The following is a 19,768-nucleotide window of genomic DNA, read 5'->3' on the forward strand; positions in this document are numbered from 1 at the left end:
TTCCCCCGGTATCCGTATCCGGACACCCCAACCCGTAGGAGACAGTCCGCCATGACCACCCCCCACACCCTCAGCTCCGCACACGCCCTCGCCCGCCTGCGCGAGCTCATCGTCCTGGACGTCCGCACTCCCGGCGAATACGCCACAGGTCACGTGCCCGGCGCCATGAACATCCCACTCGATCAGATCTCACGCGCCCTGCCCGCCATCCACCACGCCGCCGACCGCGGCGACATCCTGGTGGTCTGCGCCTCCGGAGCCCGCTCCGACAGCGCCCGCAAGACGCTCGCCGAGCACGGCATCGACGCCGCCACCCTCGCCGGGGGCACCGCCGCCTGGGCCGCCGCCGGCCACGACCTGCACCGGCCCGAGGGGGCCTCGCACGCCGCATGGGGCATGGAACGCCAGGTCCGCCTGACCGCCGGCGCTCTCGTCCTCACGGGCCTGGGGCTCGGCCTGCTCCACCCCGCCTTCCGGCTCGTTCCCGCGGCCGTGGCCGGTGGCCTGGCGTTCTCCGCGCTCACCGACAGCTGCGGCATGGCTGCCGTCCTCGCCAGACTCCCCCACAACCGGCCGCGGCGTGGCGATCTCGATGCCGCACTGGCAGCCCTCCTCGATCACTGACACGGGAGACCACATACCCCCTGGGGTACCATCGAGGAGAACAGCACACCAAGCAGGAGGTACCCGGTGAAGGTCGACGACGATGCGGTCAGCTCGGTCCTCAACCGACTGCGCCGCGCCCAGGGGCAGCTCGCCGGTGTCATCGCCATGATCGAGGCCGGCCGCGACTGCAAGGACGTCGTCACCCAGCTCGCCGCCGTCTCCAAGGCACTCGACCGCGCCGGATTCAAAATCGTCGCCAGCGGCATGCGCCAGTGCATGAACAACGCCGACGAGAGTCAGGCCCCCATGACGGAGGAAGAACTCGAAAAGCTCTTCCTCGCCCTCGCCTGACACCCGTCCGAAGCCGCGCGGGCCGCCATGGCACCATGTGCCCGGCCTCGCGCGCTCCGGTGGCGACGCACCGGACACAGCAGGACACGGGCACCGGGAGCTTCCCCGCCCCCGACGGTCCCATGAGGCAGACGCCTCACTCGGACCGCAGCCGGTGAATTCGGGCGCCGAACACGCGCCAGCGCCGCTCGTTGTCGCGTACGAGTGCTGCCGACTCCGCGAGGAGGTCAGCCGCCCGGTCGAGCAGCTCGGACGCCGAGAAGAGATAGGCAGGGGCGTTCCGCTCGGCCCCGAGGTCGGACCTCAGCGCCGCAGGTGAGAACACGACCCGGTCCATCAGGTCAAGGGAGCGTCGCAACAGCCTGGCCACCAGCGCCAGCAGCCCCGCCGACTGCCAGTCGTTGGCGACGATGCGATGGCGCTCCCCGAGCAGATCGGCCAGCGCCGGATAGGCTGCCAGCAGGCCGACGGTCTCCCACGCCTGCTCCATGGCGTGCGCGAGCCACATGCCGGTCTGAGCGCTGTCCTCCGCGAGTTCCCTGACATCCCGCTTCAGCCGCTGGAGCTCGACGGGTTCGCCCTCCCCTTCCATGAAGAGGATCCCCGACTCCGCGACGAGCCCGGGGACATTCAGATCCTCCGCGCCGGCGAACGGATGCCCTGCCGACTCACCGACATCGGTCACGCTCCACCGGCCTGCCAGCGACTTCAGCGCCCGAGACCGTGCCTGCAGCTCGTCCGCCTGCCGCAATGGTGCCTGCGAGTAGAACTGCTCGTGCTCTCGATGGAACCGCGCAAGGTTGGCGATCACTTGCAACAGCGGTTCGGGAGGGATGGTCTGCACCTCGTCCTCGGGCATGCGAGAAGTGTGCGCCCGGGACGCCGCCCACCCGCGTGACAACACGCCGCCCGCTCCGGTGACGGCGCCGCAAGGAGGCCGTCGTCCAAGCGGTGTGCTCGCGGAGCGTGCAGTCCGGTGGTCGGCGTTCCCTGGCACGTACCGCCCCGGCTGCTCGTGCCTGCGGCGGCGGGAAGGCCGTTGGGCCCTCACACCGCCGGGCCGGCCGGCCCTCGCAACGGGGCCGCTGAGTCCCGCGGCAGGGACTGTCGCCGACCGCCCGCACCAGAGCCCCGGTGACAGGATTCAGCCATCACCCCGCTCCGGGAAGTGAGCGCCGACACGACCCGACTGACGGCTCGTAACGCCACTTCGCATCGCTGCGGCAGCGATCGGGGCCCGTAACCGTCCCCACACCCCTGAGGGAATGAGCCATGCCCTTCCACGTGGACTCCGAGACCGGCCGACTGAAGCAGGTCATCCTGCACCGGCCCGATCTGGAGCTCAAACGACTCACTCCGACGAACAAGGACGCGCTGCTCTTCGATGACGTCCTGTGGGTCAAACGGGCCCGGGAGGAGCACGACGCGTTCGCGGACACCCTGCGCGACCGCGGCGTTCGGGTGCACCTCTTCGCGGATCTGCTGACCGAGACCCTGGCCCTGCCCGCGGCCCGCGCCCTGGTCCTGGACCGTGTCGTCGACGAACGCGAGTTCGGGCCGCTCGCCACCGACCGCGTCCACTCCGCCTTGGACGCCATGGACCCGGACGAGCTGGCGGTCTGCCTGGTCGGCGGCATCACCAAGCGCGAGCTGCTGGCCCGTACGGGAGAGGTGCCGAGCGTACGGTTGCACGCCATGGCGCCGGACGACTTCGTGCTGGCTCCGCTGCCCAACCACCTGTTCACCCGCGACACGTCGTGCTGGGTGTACGACGGGGTGAGCGTCAACCCGATGCGCAAGCGGGCGCGGCGCCGCGAGACCGTCCACTTCGAGGCGATCTACGGCCATCACCCGCTGTTCGAGAAGGGCGAACACCGGCGGTGGTCGGACGGGCAGGCCGGCTTCCCCGCCACCATCGAGGGCGGGGACGTGCTGGTCGTCGGCAACGGCGCCGTGCTGATCGGCATGAGCGAGCGCACCACGCCCCAGGCCGTCGAGCAGCTCGCGCTGCGGATGTTCGCCGCGGGGTCGGCGCGCCGCGTGGTGGCCCTCGACCTGCCCAAGGCCCGCAGTTCCATGCACCTGGACACGGTCATGACCATGGTCAGCGGCGACACCTTCACGCGATACGCCGGTCTCGGCGCGCTGCGGTCCTGCACCATCGAGCCCGGCCACGACGGGCAGGGGGTGAGGATCACCGATCACCGACCCGGGGAGCTCGACCGGGCGATAGCCGACGCGCTGGGCCTGGAGAAGATCAACGTCCTCACACCCAGCCAGGACATCCGCTCCGCCGAACGCGAGCAGTGGGACGACGGCTGCAACGTGCTGGCCGTGGAACCCGGCGTGGTCGTCGCCTACGAGCGCAACGTCACCACCAACACCCACCTGCGCAGGAACGGCATCGAGGTCATCACCATCCGCGGCAGCGAGCTCGGGCGGGGCCGCGGCGGTCCGCGCTGCATGAGCTGCCCCATCGAACGCGAAGCGGTCTGATCGTACGCACCGCACAGGTACCCCGACATCTCCGTACGACCCGAGGAGCCACGCCATGCCCGTCGACCTGCGCCACCGCCCCTTCCTGAAGGAACTCGACCTCACCCCGGCCGAGTTCCGCCACCTCCTTGAACTGTCCGAGCAGTTGAAGACCGCCCGTTCGGCCGGCTCCGAGAGGCAGCGGCTGCACGGCAAGAACATCGCCGTCATCTTCGAGAAGACCTCGACCCGAACCCGGTGCGCCTTCGAAGTGGCCGCGCACCAGGAGGGCGCCCACGTCACCTATCTCGAACCCTCCAGTTCCCAGCTCGGCCACAAGGAGTCCATCAAGGACACCGCCCGGGTGCTGGGCCGCTACTACGACGGTATCGAGTACCGGGGCAGCGACCAGCGGCTGGTGGAGGAACTGGCCCGGTACGCCGGGGTCCCGGTGTGGAACGGGCTGACCGACCAGTGGCACCCCACCCAGTCCCTCGCCGACGTGCTCACCATGTGGGAGCACACCGACAAGCCCCTGGAGCAGGTGTCGTTCGCCTACCTGGGCGACGCCCGCAACAACGTCGGCAACTCCCTGCTGATCACCGCGGCGATGCTCGGCATGGACGTCCGCATGATCGGCCCCGCCTCACTGCACAACGCCCCCGAGGTGGTGGCCGAGGCGCGCAGGGCGGCGGAATCAACCGGGGCACGGATCACCCTCACCGAGGACGTGGCCGAGGGGGTCGCCGGTGTCGATTTCGTCTACACCGACGTATGGCTGTCCATGGGGGAGCCCGCGGAGATGTGGGACGAGCGGATAGCGCTGCTGAAGCCGTACCAGGTGACGATGGACGTGCTGAAGGCGACCGGCAATCCGCGGGTGAAGTTCATGCACTGCCTGCCGGCGTTCCACGACAGCGACACCACCGTCGGCGCCAAGATCGCGGCCCGCACCGGCATGACCGCCATGGAGGTCACGGACGAGGTCTTCGAGTCGGTCCACTCGATCGTGTTCGACCAGGCGGAGAACCGGCTGCACACGATCAAGGCAGTCCTCGTCGCCACTCTCACCGACTGACCCCTCGGCCTCATCGACGGAGAACTCCCCATGCGAGTCGTCATCGCCCTGGGAGGCAACGCCCTCCTGCACCGCACCGAGCGGCCCGACGCCGCCCCCCAACTGGCCAATGTCCACAAGGCCGTCGCAGCGCTGGCCCCGCTCGCGGACCGGCACGAGCTGGTCATCACCCACGGCAACGGCCCGCAGGTCGGCGTCCTCGCCCTGCAGAGCGCCGCGGACCGTTCGCTGAGCAGCCCGTATCCCCTCGATGTCCTGGGCGCGGAGACCCAGGGCATGATCGGCTACTGGCTGCTGCAGAGCCTGCAGAACGCACTGCCCGGCCGCCAGGTCTGCGCGCTCCTCAACCAGACCCTCGTCTCCGCCGCCGATCCCGCCTTCGCCGACCCCGAGAAGTTCGTCGGCCCCGTCTACGAGCGGCCCGAGGCCGAACGTCTTGCGGCCGAACGCGGTTGGGCCGTCAAGCCGGACGGCGAACACTGGCGGCGGGTCGTCCCCTCGCCGGCCCCTCAGCGTGTCGTCGAGACGGGTCTGATCCGCCTGCTGCTCGACTCCGGCACGATCGCCGTCTGCGCGGGCGGGGGTGGAGTCCCCGTGGTCCGCGACGAGCAGGGGCGGCTGACCGGTGTCGAGGCCGTGGTGGACAAGGACCTCACCGCCGCCCTGCTGGCGAAGGCCCTGGATGCCGACGTCCTGTTGCTGCTGACCGATGTCCCGTACGTCGAACTCGGGCACGGCACCCCGCAGGCCGAGCCCATCCGGCACACCACCCCCGCCCGCCTGCGGGCGCAACACTTCGCGGCCGGCTCGATGGGCCCGAAGGTCGAAGCGGTCTGCCGTTTCGTGGAGTCGACCGGTGGCATCGCCGCGATCGGCGCCCTCGAAGACGCCCGCGCGATCCTGGACGGCGCCGCCGGCACCGTCGTGACTCCCCATGGCCGCCTTCCTCAGGACGGCACCCTCACACCCCGGGAACAGAGATGAGCACCAGCACCACTCCCCCGGCCGCACCGGCCGGCCGCCACACCGACGGTCCCGACGACGCCGGCCCCGGTCCCGGCCCGGCCTCCGCACCCTCCGGGGGCGGCAGACGTCGCCTGCGCTTCCCCTCCGCCTTCACGGTGCTGGTGGCCGTGACCGTCGTCGTGTGGGCGTTGACCTTCGTCATATCGGCGGGCCGCTACGACACCACTGCGGACGGCGCTCCCATCCCGGGGACGTACCACGCGGTGGAGCGGACCACGGACTTCCTCGACCGGCTCAAAGATCTGTTCCTCTCACCGGTCAACGGCCTGTACGGGGTCACCGATGCCGGGACCGGGCTGACCACGCCGGGCGCCGACGGATCGTTCACGGGCGCCGCCGGGGTCTTCCTGTTCATCCTGGCAGTGGGCGCGTTCATCACCGTGACCATGCGCACGGGTGCGCTCGACCTGGGCGTGGCCCGCCTCGCACACCGCCTGCGCGGCCACCGGACACTGCTGCTCGTGGTCCTTCTGACGGTGTTCTCGCTGGGTGGGACCACGTACGGGATGGCGGAGGAGACGCTCGGCTTCTACGGGCTGATGATCCCGCTGATGCTCACCCTCGGCTACGACCGCATGGTGGCGGCCACCGTCATCATGGTGGGTGCCGGAGTGGGGACGCTGGCCTCCACCGTCAACCCCTTCGCCACCGGGGTCGCGTCCGACAGTGCGGGTATCGGCACGGGTGACGGCATCGTCCTGCGGCTGGGCATGTGGGCGTGCCTGACGGCGATCGCGGCCTGGTACGTGGTCCGCTACGCCGGGCGGGTCCTGGCCGATCCCGCGCGCTCGTTGACCCCGGCCACCGACGAGGACCGCGCTGTCGCCGCACAGGGCGAGGAGGCGGCTGCCCTCACCGGTCGGCACCGTGCCGTCCTCGGCGTCTTCGCCGGAACGTTCCTCTTCATGATCTTCGCCGTCGTGCCGTGGGCTGACCTGGGCATCACCTTCCTGCCCACGCTGGGCTGGTATTTCCCGGAGCTGGCGGCCCTGTTCATCGTCGCGGCCGTCACCGCCGGACTGATCGGCGGACTGGGCGAACAGGGAACGGCCGAGGCGATCACCCGTGGCGCCGGAGACTTCGTCGGCGCAGCCATGATCGTCATGCTGGCCCGCGGAGTCACCGTGATCATGAACAACGCAGCAGTCACCGACACCATCCTCAACGGCCTGCAGGACGCCGTGTCGGGCACCTCCCACGGCGTCTTCGGGGTGCTGATGTTCCTGGTCAACATCCCGCTGGCGTTCTTCGTGCCGTCCTCGTCGGGTCACGCCGCGCTCGCCATGCCGATCCTGGCCCCGCTCGCCGACTTCGCCGGCGTCAGCCGGTCGCTGGTGGTCACGGCGTACCAGTCGGCGTCGGGCTGGGTGAACCTGATCACACCGACGTCGGCCGTCGTCATGGGCGGTCTGGCAGTCGCCAGGATCCGCTACGACCAGTACCTCCGCTTCGTGGCCCCCCTGATGGGCGCCCTGTTCCTGGCGGTCGGCGCCTTCCTGGTTCTGGGCGCCACGCTCGGCTAGGCCTTCTCTTTCCGATCTCGGAGACGGCCCGGCGCTGTGACCGGCAAGCTTGACCGGTCCCAGCGCCGGGCGCCGGCTCGAGCGGGCGGGGTTCCCGTCCGCCAGGCCCTCAGGTGGGCACCGCGGATCGCCAGTTGGGGCCGGTCCGGGTGGCGCTTCCGGCTGCGGGCGCGTCCCGGCGGGACGTTCGGCCCGGCCCCCGGGCCCCCTGGACCATCGTGTCCCATCGCCCGGACCACCAGAGTGGGACGTGCGCCGCCGACAGCGGCCGCCGCCTCGATCAAGACCCGGAGGAAAAGCCATGTCACGTCCCGTCATCGTGGGCCTCGACGGATCTCCCTCTTCGCTGGCCGCCGCGGAGTGGGCAGCTTGCGAGGCCCACCTGCGCCGGCTCCCGCTCACACTCCTGCACGCGCTGGAGGACTGGACCCCTTCCTACGGATACGCCTCGCCGGTCGGGGCCTCGCCGGCGCCCCGGTACTGGGGCGAGCGCATCCCGCGGGAGGTATCCCGGCGACTGGCCGAGCGCCACCCCGGCCTGGAGATCACCACGGAGCAGGTGCGGGGGCGGCCGCTTCCCGTCCTGGAGGCCGCCGCGAAGGAAGCCGAGGTGCTGGTACTCGGCTCACGCGGATTGGGCGCCCTGACGGGATTCCTCGTCGGATCCGTGTCCCAGGCCGTTCTCGCCCACGCCGAACGCCCGGTCGTGATCGTGCGGCCCGGCAGCGCGCAGGACGGCGACGAGGTGTCGGACCCCCACCGCACCGAACCCGAAGCGGGGAACCGGCGGGTCGTGCTCGGCCTGGACCTCTCCCGCCCTTGTGACGAGCTCCTCGACTACGCCTTCGACGCGGCGGCCGCGCGCCGGGCCCCGCTGCGCGTCGTCCACGGCTGGAGCATGCCGCCCGCCTTCACCTTCGACCCGGCACTGATCGCGCCCGAGGTACGGGACGGCATGGCGGCCGCCACTGCCACTGCCCTGAGTGACGTGCTACGACCTTGGCGCGGCAAGTACCCCGAAGTCCACGTCGAGGAGGAATGCTCGGTGGGCCATGCCTCCGGCCACCTCGTCAGGGCCTCGGCTGACGCCTCCCTGATGGTCGTCGGTCGACGGATCCGCCGCTCGGCGATCGGCACCCACCTCGGCCCGGTCGCCCACGCCGTACTCCACCACTCCGCCGCCCCGGTCGCGGTCGTCGCGCACCCCTGAGCCCAGGTGCAGCCGCCGAGCCCGACGGCCGTCGCCCGAACCCTCGGCATTGTCGCGTCAGAAGCCGTCCCAGATCCGGGTGTTGGGTGTGAACGGGTGCAGCGAGGAGCCGGACCGGATCGGACCGCACAGCGGTGCCGCTGGAGGCGCGGGCGGAGAGTCGGCGGGGGCGGCGGAGGCCGGCCCGGCGCAGTGCCTGGTGGTCCGGGACGACCCGCTCGACGCCGACCCCTCGTCCCCTTGGGCGCGCACCGCCCGGACCCGATCGCGAGGCTTGCGGTCGGGCCGGCCGAGGGGGTCAGCGAGGAGCGGGGCCGCTCGTCACGCTCACCCAGCTGCCGCCCTTCACTCCGTACACCGTCAGGGTGCGGTTGACCGTGTCGCCGTACGCGTCGAAGGCCACGCGGCCCGTCACGCCGTCGAAGGCCAGCCGCGCCACGGCCTGTGGCATTGCCGCCCGGGCGTTGGCCGGTAGGGTGCCGTCGTTGGCCGTCACGACGGCCTTCACCGCCTCGATGAGCGCCCAGGTGGCGTCGTAGGCGTAGGGGCCGTACCAGCCGGCCGCCTCCGGGTACCCGGCCCTCTGGTAGCGGGCGAGGAAGTCCTGCCCTGCCGCCGACTCCTCGGCGGGTACGCCGATGTTGGTCGCGAGGTCGCCCTCGGCCTTCGGGTTCGCCGTGAGGTACTGCTGGTCGAAGATCCCGTCACCGCTCATGACGGGGGCGGTCACCCCCGCCTGCTTGAGCTGCTGGGTGAGCGGCGCCGCGGTGTCGTGGTAGCCGCCGAAGTAGACGGCGTCGGCGCCCGAGGACCTCGCCCTCTCGGCGAGGCCGGCGAAGGCGCGTTCCGCGGGATCGACCTGCTCGGTGCCGACGACCGTGCCGCCGAGCCTGGTGAACTCGGCCGTGAAGCCGGAGGTGAGCGTGGTGCCGTGGGCGCTCGCGTCGTCGACGACGTAGAGCTTGGTCTTCTTCATCCGGCCGTGCAGGTACCGGGCGGCGAACGGCCCCTGGTCGACGTCCGTGGCAATGGTTCGGAAGTAGGTGGAGTGCGGCCGGGACTTGGTGCCTGCGGCCCAGTCGGGGCCCAGCGTCAGGACCGGGTCGGTGTTGCCCGGCGACACGTTGACCAGGCCGGCCTGCGCGAGCGGCGCCACGAGTGTCCGGGCTACACCCGAGTTGAGGGGGCCGACGACCCCCAGCACCCGCCGATCGGACACGAACCGGTTGGCGTTCGGCGCGCCCTTGGCGGGGTCGGCTTCGTCGTCCAGGGCCTCGATCTCGAAGTTCACGCCGGGAACGTGCCGGGTCTCGTTGGCGGTCCTCACCGCCAGGTCGGCGGAGTTCCGCACGCCGACGCCCATCGAGGACAGCCCGCCGCTGAGCGGCGCGTCCACGCCGATCACCACGGTGACGGAAGTGGCCTCCGAGCCACCGCCGGCCGCCCCGCCGCGGGATCCGTCACCGTCTCGGGTGAGGGTCCAGGTCAGGACGGAGCCTGTGGCGAGCGTGGCCAGCGCGGTGCCCAGGATGACGGAGCGCCTGGTGAGGGCCCGCTTGGGGGTCGCCGGCTCGCCGTACTCCCTCGTGGGTGTCTCCTCGAGCGTCATCCGGTCCTCGGCCGGGGGTGCCGGCGGGCGGGTCGGCCGGTCCGGCAGGGATCCCCCGGGAACGCCCGCGCCGGAGCCCGGGTCCAGGACCGTACCGGTCCGCTCGGGCGAGGCGTCCGGTGCCGGTGCGGGTGCGGGCGTCGCCCTCGGATCGGGGGCGGGCGTCGGCGTGGGCGCGGGCAGGGGCGCGGGAGTGGCGTCCACGTCGGACGCGCGCCCCGGCTCGTGCCCGCGGGGTGCGTCGGTGCCTGACGCAAGGGACGCCAGCACGGACGCGAACATCTCAGCCGCTTCCTCGGCACCCACGCGCTGCGCCGGGTCCTTGGTGAGGAGCGCGTCCAGTACGGGCGCCAGCGGACCGGCGTGGACCGGCGGCCGGTGCGGGCGGGTGAACACCGCAACAGCCAGGGCGTGGAGCCCCTCCACGTCGAACGGCGGGCACCCCTCCACCGCGTGGTAGAGGGTTGCGCCGAGCGCCCACAGGTCGTTGGCCGGGGTCGGACGCTTGCCCTCCAACTGCTCCGGAGGCATGTACTGCGGCGTGCCGATGACGATCCCGGTGTGGCTCAGCCGGGTCGTGGCGTCTGCGAGATGGGCGATGCCGAAGTCGGTGAGGACGACGCGGTCCTTGGTCAGGAGCACATTGTCCGGCTTGATGTCCCGGTGCACGATCCGCGCCCGATGCGCTTCGGCCAGGGCGTCGAGCATGGTGGACCCGATTTCGGCCACACGCCGCACGGGCAGCCGACCCTGGCTGCGGATGGCCGCGGCGAGGGACTGGCCGCGGATCAGCTCCATCACGATGACGGGGGCGCCGTGGTGCTCGACGACGTCATGGATGGTGATGATCCCCGGGTGGCTGATAGTGACCGCTGCGCGGGCCTCGCCCGTGAACCGCCTCAGCAACGCTGCGCGGTCGGCGTCGTCCATGCCCGGCGGGAAGAGGATCTCCTTAACGGCGACCTCGCGCCCGAAGAGCTGCTGGTCCAGCCCACGCCAGACCCGGCCCATACCGCCTTGGCCGATGGGTTCGACCAGCTCGTACCGGCCGGCGATGAGTTCGGGATTCTGCTCGGTCACGCGCACACTCTAGATCCTGATGAGCCGATCAGGTGACGAAAGAATGGCTTGATCACCCCCACGGCACTGCCCGGCATCCCTCCCCCGGCTGGTCACCGTCGTCCGTGCGATGCGTCCGCAGCCGCAGTGGGCGGCGGCCACCCACCCGACGGGCGGGGCGACGCGCTGTGGCTCGGACGGCGTACAGAGTGCCGCCCTGTGCGCCGTCCGCACGTAGCACGCGTCACGCGGGCGGCGTTCGCAACCGCCGAGACGAAGGACGGTGGGATGCGTGCCTTCGCCAGACGTCACCGCAAGAGCATGGAGGTGGCTACGACACCGGAGCGCCGGGGCCATCCCGGCCCCTTGGCGCGCTCACCCGGCCCAGCAGGACTCCGGGGCGACGGTGAAGTGGATCTGGCCTTCGTCGGCAGCCGTCAGGGAGCTCGGCGTGATCCCGCAGTCGGCTGTCATCCTTCCGGGCAAAGGCCTTCCAGTTCCCGTGGCAGTGGATAGGTGCGCTCCGGGGGCAGCAGTCGCTGCGCCTTGGAGGCATGCCCGGTCTGGATCAGGGTCGCGGCCTTCCGGGCCTGGGGTGTGAGGTCGGTCAGGCTGACGATCCAGTCGTCGGTGAAGTCACGGATCAGGCTGCGGCCGACGCCGACCTGGATGCTGTAGTGGTTGAGTGGCGCCCCGCGGGACGAGCGCTCCGGGTCCCACTGGACGTGTACGGCCGCGCGAGCCACGGCTGCCGGGTCTGCGGTCGTGAGCACGGCCCGGGAAAGGGCTTCCTCCCAGCCCTGCCGGGTGATCCGCACCCCGAGAATGCGCTCTTGTCCCGGTTTGCGGGCCCAGTTGCTGCGGTGCATGAGCCACAGGAACGAGGGCTTGATCCACGTCATCCTGTGGAACGAGAACGGCGCAACGAAGCGGCCCGCTCGCAGCGCCGCGTCAGCGATGGCCGGGCTGTATGCCTGGTAGACCACGATCGTGTGAGCATCGTAGTCGGCGCGAATCTGGTACCGGGGGGCCACGCGACGTACCCTGCCCAACGCTCCGCGTGCACCGCAATCGATTTCTCCGCCGGCCCGCGGACTCGGACGGGCTGGTGTCGCCCCCGCGGGTCCGCGTGCGTCGTCCGGATGCGGAGCCGCGGTGTTCCGCGGGCCTGCGGACGCCAGGAACCGTCGCCGTCCGGGTGGCCGGGGCACGGGCCCTTCCGCCGTGGCGAACGGTGCGCGGGCTCCGGCGGACGGTCTCGTGGCCGACGGAGCCCGCTGCCCCGGTGTTCCGCCGGTCGTCAGCTTCGGCTGTCCGTCAGTTCCGTGGGGGTCGACGGGGAGGACCCGCGCTGGTGGGGGACGGGTACGTGCGGGGGCGGCGTCAGGGCTTCGTCGCGTTGCAGGGCGATCGTGTGGGTCGGGGCCGGGATCGAGATGCCCTCCGTTCGGAAGCGGCGGTGCAGGCGCTTGATGAACTCGTGCTTGATCCGGTACTGGTCGCTGAACTCGCCGACGCCCAGGATCACGGTGAAGTTGATGCGGGAGTCCGCGAACGTGTGGAAGCGGACGGCTCCTTCGTGGTCGGGGACCGCGCCGTTGATGTCGGCCATCACGCCGTCGACGACCTCGAGGGTCACCCGCTCCACGTGCTCCAGGTCGCTCTCGTAGCCCACCCCCACCTGCACCATGATCGAGAACTGCTGTTCCGGCTGGGTGTAGTTGGTCATGTTCGTGCGTGCGAGACGCCCGTTGGGGATGATGACCAGGTTGTTGGACAGGTTGCGCACCACGGTGTTGCGCCAGTTGATGTCGACGACGTAGCCCTCCTCGCCGCTGGTCAGCCGGATGTAGTCACCGGGCTGCACGGTCTTCGAGGCGAGGATGTGCACGCCGGCGAAGAGGTTCGCGAGGGTGTCCTGCAGTGCCAGCGCCACCGCCAGACCACCCACGCCGAGGGCGGTGACCAGGGGCGCGATGGACACACCGAGGGTTTCCAGGGCGACCAGGACCCCCATCACGAGGACCACGATGCGCGTGATGTTGACGAAGATGGACGCCGAGGCGGCCACCCCGGTCCGCGTCCCCGCCACCGACTGGACGAGGCCCGCGACGACCCGTGCCGTGCTGAGCGTGGCGATGAGGATGAGCAGCGCGGTCAGGGACTGGTTCACGAACCCCGAGACGCGCGTGGTGAGCGGCAGGGTCGTGGCCGCCACAGCGGCGCCCGCGATGAGCGCGGCGCCCGGGGCGATGGTGCGCAGCGCGTCGACAATGATGTCGTCACCGCGCCAGCGGGTCCGCTCGGCGTGCCGGCGCAGCCACTTCAGGAGGGCGCGCAGCAGCAGTCCGGCCGCGGCGCCCGCTGCCAGGGCGATACCCGCGACGAGCCAGTCGTGCAGGACGAGGTCCCGGTTCAACGGACCCCCTCCGCTGCGCGGCGCCGGCCCGGGAGTGTGGCGGCGGACGCCGCCGGCCGTCGTATGAGGTGTGTCGTCACCTTGTCACCTGTCAGTTCGTCGTGCTGGAGGCCGCGTTCGGGCGTGTGTACGCATCCGGAACGGGCTGCCATCCTGCCCCATGACGGGGTGACGCACCGCAGGCGGGGGCGGTGGGCGCGGCGCCGGGCGGGAGGGCGACTACCGCTGCACGGCGGCGTGTTCGAGGACTGCGCGGACTTCCGAGGCGATCGCACTCTCGTTGTGTTCGAACTCGGGCCCGGTCAGCAGCCCGGGGTCGGCCGGCAGGCCGGTGAGCACGGGGGTGTGCAGGTGGCCGCCGGGCAGGTGCGGGGCGAGTTCGGCGCGCAGTCGGTTGGAGCGGTAGGCGACCTCGTTGGACAGGTAGCCTCCCCCGCCGCCCGCGACGGCGCGGGAGTCGGGCGTCGGGCCGTCGGTCCGGTCGACCGGGGCCGTGGCGCCCGCCGGGATCTCGGTCACCTTGCTGTTGAGGAGGACCGGGTACGGGGTCTGTACGGCCGCGGTCACCGCCTCGGCGGGAAGCGTGGTGCGGATGAACTCCGGGCCGGGACCGAGGCCGGGGGCCGTCACCGGACGTTCGCGGGTGCCGCCGGAGAGGGCGCGCACGTTGTCGGGGTACGGGTCGGCGGACCGCGCCCGGCCCGCCCAGTCCTCCAGGGTGAAGATGCCGGGGTAGCCCTGGCTGACGGTGGTGATGATGTCGGCCGAGGCGGGGCCGGCGGCCAGGTGCGGGGCGAACGCCCGCTCCACCATGCCGGCGTCGAAGTCGGCGTACCGCACGGGCAGGACGACGGCGCGGATCTCGCCCGCGGTGCCGTCGGCGAGGGTGATGCGCCGTCCGTTGAGCTGGAGGGCGGCCGATCCGGACGGATTGGCCCGGCGGATCTCCGCGTCGAGCCCGAAGGGGTCGAACCCGCTGATGAAGATCCTTCGTACGCCGGGTGCAGGCCGGAAGGCGTTGTCGGTGAGGCCGCGGGAGGCGTCCTCCAGGCGGGCGCGGAGTGCCGCCTTGTCGGCGGGGAACTCCGGCTGCCAGCGGGCGAGTGCGGCGGTCATGCCGAGGCGTGCCCAGTAGAGGGGCCGGTCGTCCCCGGGGGCGAGGTCGCCGCCGGGGCGCCGGCCCTGGGCCCGCCGTACGGAGGCCTCCCAGAGAGCCCGGCCCCAGGAGTCGAGGAGCCGTTCGGCTTCGGCGCGGCTGCGCGTGGTGCACAGGGCGGTGGGGAATCGTCGTACGAAGTCGCCGAGACCGGCGCGCTCGACGAGGGCGCCGGTACGGGGGTCCGCGAGCCGTGACTGTTCGGCGTCGAGCGGTACGGATGCCGGCGGGCGGCAGGCGGTCGCGCCGCCGGCGACGGCGTGCGCGGGTGAAGCGACCGTGAGGGGGAGGACGGTGGCAAGGAGGGCTGCGGCCGATGCCGCCCGGCGTAAGAGCATCATGCGATGTGACATTACATAGCAGCCTCCGCCCCCACCAGGCACACCGGCCTCAGCCGTCAGGACTGGCTCAACTCGACCCCGAACGCGTCCGGTTCGGCGTTCACCGCCCCTCCCCCGCGCTCCGCACCCCCTCGACGCAGACGCGGTGCGCACCGCTGTTCGCGAAGCGGGATTCGATCCGGGCAGCGGGGTGGGGAGGGCGGGCAGACCGTTCGACTCCGGCGTGGGTGAGGAGCTGACCAGGTTGGTCTGCTGGTGCCGTGGCGTCGTGTCCGCCCGTGGCGGATCTGCCGGGGGCAGAGGAACGGTGTCCGCAGGGTCCCGGCGGTCAAGAGTGGAGTCGACGGCATCCCGCCTCGACAAGGAGACAGAGATGAGCCACCTCACCATGCTCGCGCCCCGCGCGCAGGAGGGCGACACACCGCCCGGCCACTTCGACGACCACCTGGCGGCAAGGCTGCTCGACCAGCGGATCGTCCTCCTCGGCACCCAGGTCGACGAGGTGTCGGCCAACCGGGTGTGCGCGCAGCTGCTGCTGCTGTCGGCGCAGGACCCGCGCTCCGACATCAGCCTGTACGTCAACAGCCCGGGCGGGTCGGTCACCGCAGGTCTGGCCATCTACGACACCATGCGGCTCATCCCGAACGACGTCTCGACGCTGGCGATGGGCTTCGCCGCCAGCATGGGCCAGTTCCTGCTCACCGTCGGGACGCCAGGGAAGCGGTTCGCGCTGCCGAACGCGCGGATCATGATGCACCAGCCCTCGGCGGGCATCGGCGGCAGCGCAGCGGACATCGAGATCCAGGCGGAGAACCTCCAGTTCACCAAGAAGGCCGTCGAGCGGATCACCGCCCAGCACACCGGGCAGAGCGAGGAGACGATCGCGCGGGACGGCGACCGGGACCGCTGGTTCACGGCCGAACAGGCCAGGGAGTACGGGATGGTGGACCGGGTGGTGGAGTCGCTCGCCGACATCCGCCCGGCCACGCCGCGCCGACGGGCGGGGCTGTGACATGGGGTCGTACACGGTTCCCTACGTGATCGAGCGGACCGCGCAGGGCGAGCGGTCCTACGACGTCTTCAGCCGGCTGCTGAACGAGCGGATCATCTTCCTCGGCACCGAGATCGACGACGGGGTCGCCAACGTGGTCATCGCGCAGCTCCTGCACCTGGAGTCGGCGAACCCGGAGCAGGAGATCTCGATCTATCTCAACTCGCCGGGAGGTTCGTTCACTTCGCTGATGGCGATCTACGACACGATGACGTTCGTGCAGGCGCCGATCTCCACCTTCTGCGTCGGTCAGGCGGCGTCGACGGCGGCGGTGCTGCTTGCGGGCGGAGATCCCGGCCGGAGGTTCGTACTCCGGCACGCGCGGGTGCTGCTCGGCCAGCCGGCCAGCGGCGGCCGGCAGGGGACGGTCTCCGACCTCAGCCTCGCGGCCAAGGAGATGGTCCGCATCCGCTCGCAGGTGGAGGACGTCCTGTCCCGGCACACGCACCACGACGTGGCGACGCTGCGCGCGGACATGGACCGGGAGAAGGTGTTCACCGCCGAGGAGGCCGTGGCCTACGGGCTCGCCGACGAGGTGCTGAGCCGACGGTTCCCATTCGTCTGAGCCCGAAGCCGGCCGTCGCCGGGGGCGGGTGAGCGGCCGGTACGGCGGGTGCGCGCCCCGTCGTACCGGCCGTCGGCCCGGTCCGGTCCGGTCAGGCGGCGAGGCAGAAGCCGTCGTACTGCGCCGTGGGTGACGTGCGGCCCCGTGCCGCCCGGCTACGGGTGTGCCGGGCCAGCTCGTCGCTGGCGAGCAGGAGCAGGTCGGCGAGGCCGAGCCCGAGGGCCCGGGCGGCGGCCGCGAGCACCTCGGAGGAGGCCTCCTTGCGTCCGCGCTCCACCTCCGACAGGTACGGCATCGAGATCCGGGCCGCCTCCGAGACGTCCTTCAGCGTGCGTTCCTGGGCGAGCCGCTCGCGCCGCAGCACCTCGCCGACGAGGTCACGCCACAGAGGCTCCCTCGGCGCGTGTGGCTGTCGACTTCCCCCAGGTCGCCGCAAGGCGCCGGCCGCCCCGCCGGAACCGGGCGACGAAGGCTGGGGGCGCACGGGGATGATGCGGGACTCGTTCGGCGCATGGGTGCTCACCCCCTCACCCTAGGGGCGAGGAGCGCTGGGGCAAGGGAGCGGCCTTCTGCCCTGGGTGAAGCCGCGCCGGTGCCTGGGGGGAGGCGGCTCCAGCGCCAGGAGTGCTTGGCGAGTGGTGTCGTAGGGCTGTTCCGGGACGATCATCGGCAGGGGGTGCAGGTCGGACGGGTGCCGGTCCAGGTGGCGCTGAGGGGGATGGGCGTACGCACGGGGCCGAGCCGGCCTCGTGAGGGCCCGCACCGGCCCCCGGACCGTCTGGAACAACGCCCGGGGAACACCTCGTCCGCACACCCCTGCGCCGGCGCGGAATCGCTGACAGGTGGGGTTGATCAGCCGGCCCCGGGGGAAGTCTCCGTGCTGCGGCCGCCGGCTGGGCAGGGGTCCCGTGACGTCGGAGGCCGCTGGGCGGGAGCAGGGGAAACTTCTGGGGTGGGGTTGATGCATGGTGGAACGGCGCATGTCGGTTGCGACGCACTGGGGCAGTTTCGTCGCGGTGGTCGATTCCGGCCGGTTGGTGCGCATCGAGCCGAGGGGCGATGACCCTTCGCCGTCTGCCATCGGCCCGGGAATGGTGGCAGCCGCCGACGACAGTGCCCGCGTGCTGCGCCCCGCGGTGCGCAAGGGCTGGTTGAACGGCCTGCCGCGGGCTCACGACACGGCCAGAGGCGCGGACGCCTTCGTGGAGGTGAGCTGGGACGATGCGCTCACGCTGGTCAGTGATGAACTCCGTCGGGTGCGTTCACAGCACGGGGACAGCGCGGTGTTCGGCGGGTCCTACGGCTGGGCCAGTGCGGGCGCGTTCCACAACGCGCAGGGGCAACTCCACCGGTTCCTGGCGTTGGGCGGGGGATACACCGACTCGCGCAATACGTACAGCACCGCGGCTCTGGAGGTCATCCTCCCCCATGTGATCGGCGGGCATCCGTGGAGCTATCAGTCCCGGATGCCGATGTGGGACGAGATCGCCGAGAGTTGTGAGCTGGTGGTGGCGTTTGGCGGGCTGGCCCTCAAGAACAGCCAGATCAATCCTGGTGGGCTGGCCAGGCACCAGACGCAGAGCCTGCAGCGCAAGTGCCGTGAGGCCGGGGTGCGGTTCGTGAACGTCAGCCCCATCCGCAGCGACGTCGCCGGCTTCCTCGACGCCGAGTGGCTGCCCGTCGTGCCCAACACCGACACCGCAGCGATGCTCGGCATCGCCCACACGATGCTGGTCAACGGGTGGCACGATGAGGATTTCCTTCGCCGTTGCTGCGTCGGGTTCGACCGCTTCGCCTCCTACCTCGTCGGCGAGCTCGACGGTGTCCCCAAGGACGCCGCCTGGGCTGAGAGGATCACGGGCATCAGTCGCGACACGATCACCGATCTCGCTCGCCGCATCACCACTCAGCGCTCGCTCATCATGGTCAACTACGCGGTGCAACGGGCCGACCATGGCGAACAGCCGATCTGGATGTCCGTCGTGCTGGCCGCCATGGCGGGCTCGATGGGCCGGCCCGGATGCGGCTGGGGCGCGGGGTACGCGACGATGGACGCGACCGGCGTGGCCCCAGGACGGCCCTCGGTGGCGACGATTCCGGCGGTTTCCAACCCCGTTCCGGATTTCATCCCGGTCGCCAGGATCGCCGACACCCTGCTGCACCCGGGGAAGACCATCGACTACGACGGCCGGCGCCTCACACTGCCCGAGCTTCGCCTCGTCTACTGGTGCGGAGGGAATCCGTTCCACCACCATCAGGACCTGCACCGGTTGACCCGTGCGTGGCAGGCCCCTGACACGGTGGTGGTTCACGAAGCCTGGTGGAACACCACGGCCAAGTTCGCGGACATCGTCCTCCCCGTCGCCACCGGCCTGGAACGCGACGACTTCGCCGCCGGATTCTCGGACCCCCACCTTGTGGCGATGCCGAAGGTCCGTGAGCCGGAGGGCGAGTCGCGCACCGACCACCAGATCTTCGCCGCCTTGGCCTCCCGGCTCGGATACGAGCAGGAGTTCACACAGTCGCGTTCCGAGATCGAGTGGGTCCGGCACCTCTACGAGCAGACCAGGGCCGGGCTCGGCGACGATGCGGCCTTGCCGGGATTCGACGACTTCTGGCGAACCTCCACCGCTGAGCTGCCGACGCTGGCCGGACCGTTTCCCGGGAGCTTCGCGGCGCTGCGCTCGGATCCACAGCGCTTCCCCCTGCCGACGCCGTCGGGACGGATCGAGATCTTCTCCGCGGAGATCGACTCCTTCGGCTACGACGACTGCGCCGGGCATCCGAAGTGGTTCGAACCGGTGGAGTGGCTTCACGCTGATCTGTCGGACCGATTTCCGCTGCACTTGATCTCGAATCAGCCCGCCTCACGCCTGCACAGCCAGTACGACAATGGCGGCCACAGCCTCAGTTCGAAGATCTGCGGCCGTGAGCCCGTGACGCTCAATCCGTCGGACGCAGCATCGCGCGGCATCGAGAGCGGCATGATCGTACGCATCTACAACGACCGAGGCAGCTGCCTCGCGGGCGCAGTCCTGTCGGACGACGTCATGCCGGGCGTCGTACAACTGTCCACCGGAGCGTGGTGGGATCCCGTCCAGCCGGGTCTGAGCGGAACCTTGGACCGCCACGGCAATCCGAACGTCCTCACGGCGGATCGGCCCTGCTCGCGCCTGTCCCAGGGGCCGAGTGCCCTCAGCGCGCTGGTCGACGTCGAGCCGTACGGCGATCCCCCTCCTGAGGTCCTCGCCTTTACACCACCCGATCTCGAACGCTGACACGACAGTTTCCGGCCCCCC

Annotated in this window: 16 protein-coding genes; 10 read left to right on the top strand and 6 right to left on the bottom strand. The window is 71.2% G+C overall.

The genetic code is table 11. From position 1 onward, the window contains the following. The first annotated feature begins 51 nt into the window (after positions 1 to 51). Together ACZ6JS_RS27505 and ACZ6JS_RS27510 are read left to right on the top strand one after the other, a co-directional pair. Positions 52 to 624 (top strand): rhodanese-like domain-containing protein, encoded by a 573-nt coding sequence (locus tag ACZ6JS_RS27505; protein WP_469301830.1) that lies wholly within the window; start codon positions 52 to 54, stop codon positions 622 to 624. Between the two features lie 66 nt (positions 625 to 690). Next, positions 691 to 957 carry a metal-sensitive transcriptional regulator gene (locus ACZ6JS_RS27510; protein ID WP_469301832.1) on the top strand — a complete coding sequence of 89 codons (267 nt, stop codon included), beginning with the start codon at positions 691 to 693 and terminating at the stop codon, positions 955 to 957. Between the two features lie 136 nt (positions 958 to 1,093). Here the strand turns inward: ACZ6JS_RS27510 and ACZ6JS_RS27515 are convergent, their stop codons facing one another. Continuing rightward, positions 1,094 to 1,816 (bottom strand): hypothetical protein, encoded by a 723-nt coding sequence (locus ACZ6JS_RS27515; RefSeq protein ID WP_469301833.1) that lies wholly within the window; start codon positions 1,814 to 1,816, stop codon positions 1,094 to 1,096. A gap of 413 nt (positions 1,817 to 2,229) precedes the next feature. On the opposite strand from ACZ6JS_RS27515, the gene ACZ6JS_RS27520 reads away from it, so the two are divergent. The 5 genes from ACZ6JS_RS27520 to ACZ6JS_RS27540 all read left to right on the top strand — a co-directional run bounded on the left by ACZ6JS_RS27520 (position 2,230) and on the right by ACZ6JS_RS27540 (position 8,269). Then, positions 2,230 to 3,453, top strand: a complete 1,224-nt coding sequence (locus tag ACZ6JS_RS27520; RefSeq protein WP_469301835.1) for an arginine deiminase — start codon at positions 2,230 to 2,232, stop codon at positions 3,451 to 3,453. Positions 3,454 to 3,508: 55 nt separating this feature from the next. Continuing rightward, positions 3,509 to 4,510 carry an ornithine carbamoyltransferase gene (argF, locus tag ACZ6JS_RS27525; RefSeq protein ID WP_469301836.1) on the top strand — a complete coding sequence of 334 codons (1,002 nt, stop codon included), beginning with the start codon at positions 3,509 to 3,511 and terminating at the stop codon, positions 4,508 to 4,510. 30 nt (positions 4,511 to 4,540) lie between these two features. Continuing rightward, positions 4,541 to 5,494 (top strand): carbamate kinase, encoded by a 954-nt coding sequence (gene arcC, locus ACZ6JS_RS27530; RefSeq protein ID WP_469301838.1) that lies wholly within the window; start codon positions 4,541 to 4,543, stop codon positions 5,492 to 5,494. Beyond that, complete coding sequence (locus ACZ6JS_RS27535) at positions 5,491 to 7,059, top strand: YfcC family protein (protein ID WP_469301839.1); 1,569 nt, start codon at positions 5,491 to 5,493, stop codon at positions 7,057 to 7,059. Before arcC ends, ACZ6JS_RS27535 begins: the two co-directional genes overlap by 4 nt. Before the next feature lie 301 nt (positions 7,060 to 7,360). Continuing rightward, positions 7,361 to 8,269: a universal stress protein gene (locus tag ACZ6JS_RS27540; RefSeq protein ID WP_469301841.1), complete on the top strand. Its 909-nt coding sequence runs from the start codon at positions 7,361 to 7,363 to the stop codon at positions 8,267 to 8,269. Between the two features lie 298 nt (positions 8,270 to 8,567). Here the strand turns inward: ACZ6JS_RS27540 and ACZ6JS_RS27545 are convergent, their stop codons facing one another. The 4 genes from ACZ6JS_RS27545 to ACZ6JS_RS27560 form a co-directional block, all read right to left on the bottom strand. After that, positions 8,568 to 10,958 carry a bifunctional serine/threonine-protein kinase/ABC transporter substrate-binding protein gene (locus ACZ6JS_RS27545; RefSeq protein WP_469301843.1) on the bottom strand — a complete coding sequence of 797 codons (2,391 nt, stop codon included), beginning with the start codon at positions 10,956 to 10,958 and terminating at the stop codon, positions 8,568 to 8,570. 449 nt (positions 10,959 to 11,407) lie between these two features. Then, complete coding sequence (locus ACZ6JS_RS27550) at positions 11,408 to 11,971, bottom strand: DUF4291 domain-containing protein (RefSeq protein ID WP_469301844.1); 564 nt, start codon at positions 11,969 to 11,971, stop codon at positions 11,408 to 11,410. A 266-nt stretch (positions 11,972 to 12,237) separates the two neighbouring features. Beyond that, positions 12,238 to 13,356 carry a mechanosensitive ion channel family protein gene (locus tag ACZ6JS_RS27555; protein ID WP_469301846.1) on the bottom strand — a complete coding sequence of 373 codons (1,119 nt, stop codon included), beginning with the start codon at positions 13,354 to 13,356 and terminating at the stop codon, positions 12,238 to 12,240. A gap of 219 nt (positions 13,357 to 13,575) precedes the next feature. Further along, a complete protein-coding gene (locus tag ACZ6JS_RS27560) occupies positions 13,576 to 14,853 on the bottom strand; it encodes a pyroglutamyl peptidase (protein ID WP_469301847.1) in 1,278 nt (425 codons plus the stop codon). A gap of 373 nt (positions 14,854 to 15,226) precedes the next feature. Between ACZ6JS_RS27560 and ACZ6JS_RS27565 the strand changes: the two genes are divergently transcribed. Then, positions 15,227 to 15,865, top strand: a complete 639-nt coding sequence (locus ACZ6JS_RS27565) for a ClpP family protease (RefSeq protein ID WP_469301849.1) — start codon at positions 15,227 to 15,229, stop codon at positions 15,863 to 15,865. Position 15,866: 1 nt separating this feature from the next. After that, positions 15,867 to 16,469 carry a ClpP family protease gene (locus tag ACZ6JS_RS27570; protein WP_469301850.1) on the top strand — a complete coding sequence of 201 codons (603 nt, stop codon included), beginning with the start codon at positions 15,867 to 15,869 and terminating at the stop codon, positions 16,467 to 16,469. A 91-nt stretch (positions 16,470 to 16,560) separates the two neighbouring features. On the opposite strand, the gene ACZ6JS_RS27575 is transcribed toward ACZ6JS_RS27570, so the two are convergent. Next, positions 16,561 to 16,992, bottom strand: a complete 432-nt coding sequence (locus ACZ6JS_RS27575) for a helix-turn-helix domain-containing protein (protein ID WP_469301851.1) — start codon at positions 16,990 to 16,992, stop codon at positions 16,561 to 16,563. Between the two features lie 457 nt (positions 16,993 to 17,449). Here ACZ6JS_RS27575 and ACZ6JS_RS27580 point away from each other — a divergent pair, with 457 nt between their 5' ends. Beyond that, entirely contained in the window at positions 17,450 to 19,747 is a 2,298-nt protein-coding gene (locus tag ACZ6JS_RS27580) for a molybdopterin-dependent oxidoreductase (protein WP_469301853.1), read from the top strand. The last annotated feature ends 21 nt before the right edge of the window (positions 19,748 to 19,768 follow it).

The sequence above is a fragment of the Streptomyces sp. NPDC046349 genome (assembly GCF_055587885.1).

Excerpts from the sequence above, each read along its gene's own strand:
- ACZ6JS_RS27505 (WP_469301830.1), top strand. The coding sequence starts at position 52 with ATGACCACCCCCCACACCCTCAGCTCCGCACACGCCCTCGCCCGCCTG.
- ACZ6JS_RS27515 (WP_469301833.1), bottom strand. The coding sequence starts at position 1,816 with ATGCCCGAGGACGAGGTGCAGACCATCCCTCCCGAACCGCTGTTGCAA.
- ACZ6JS_RS27520 (WP_469301835.1), top strand. The coding sequence starts at position 2,230 with ATGCCCTTCCACGTGGACTCCGAGACCGGCCGACTGAAGCAGGTCATC.
- argF (WP_469301836.1), top strand. The coding sequence starts at position 3,509 with ATGCCCGTCGACCTGCGCCACCGCCCCTTCCTGAAGGAACTCGACCTC.
- arcC (WP_469301838.1), top strand. The coding sequence starts at position 4,541 with ATGCGAGTCGTCATCGCCCTGGGAGGCAACGCCCTCCTGCACCGCACC.
- ACZ6JS_RS27535 (WP_469301839.1), top strand. The coding sequence starts at position 5,491 with ATGAGCACCAGCACCACTCCCCCGGCCGCACCGGCCGGCCGCCACACC.
- ACZ6JS_RS27540 (WP_469301841.1), top strand. The coding sequence starts at position 7,361 with ATGTCACGTCCCGTCATCGTGGGCCTCGACGGATCTCCCTCTTCGCTG.
- ACZ6JS_RS27560 (WP_469301847.1), bottom strand. The coding sequence starts at position 14,853 with ATGATGCTCTTACGCCGGGCGGCATCGGCCGCAGCCCTCCTTGCCACC.
- ACZ6JS_RS27565 (WP_469301849.1), top strand. The coding sequence starts at position 15,227 with ATGAGCCACCTCACCATGCTCGCGCCCCGCGCGCAGGAGGGCGACACA.
- ACZ6JS_RS27570 (WP_469301850.1), top strand. The coding sequence starts at position 15,867 with ATGGGGTCGTACACGGTTCCCTACGTGATCGAGCGGACCGCGCAGGGC.
- ACZ6JS_RS27580 (WP_469301853.1), top strand. The coding sequence starts at position 17,450 with ATGTCGGTTGCGACGCACTGGGGCAGTTTCGTCGCGGTGGTCGATTCC.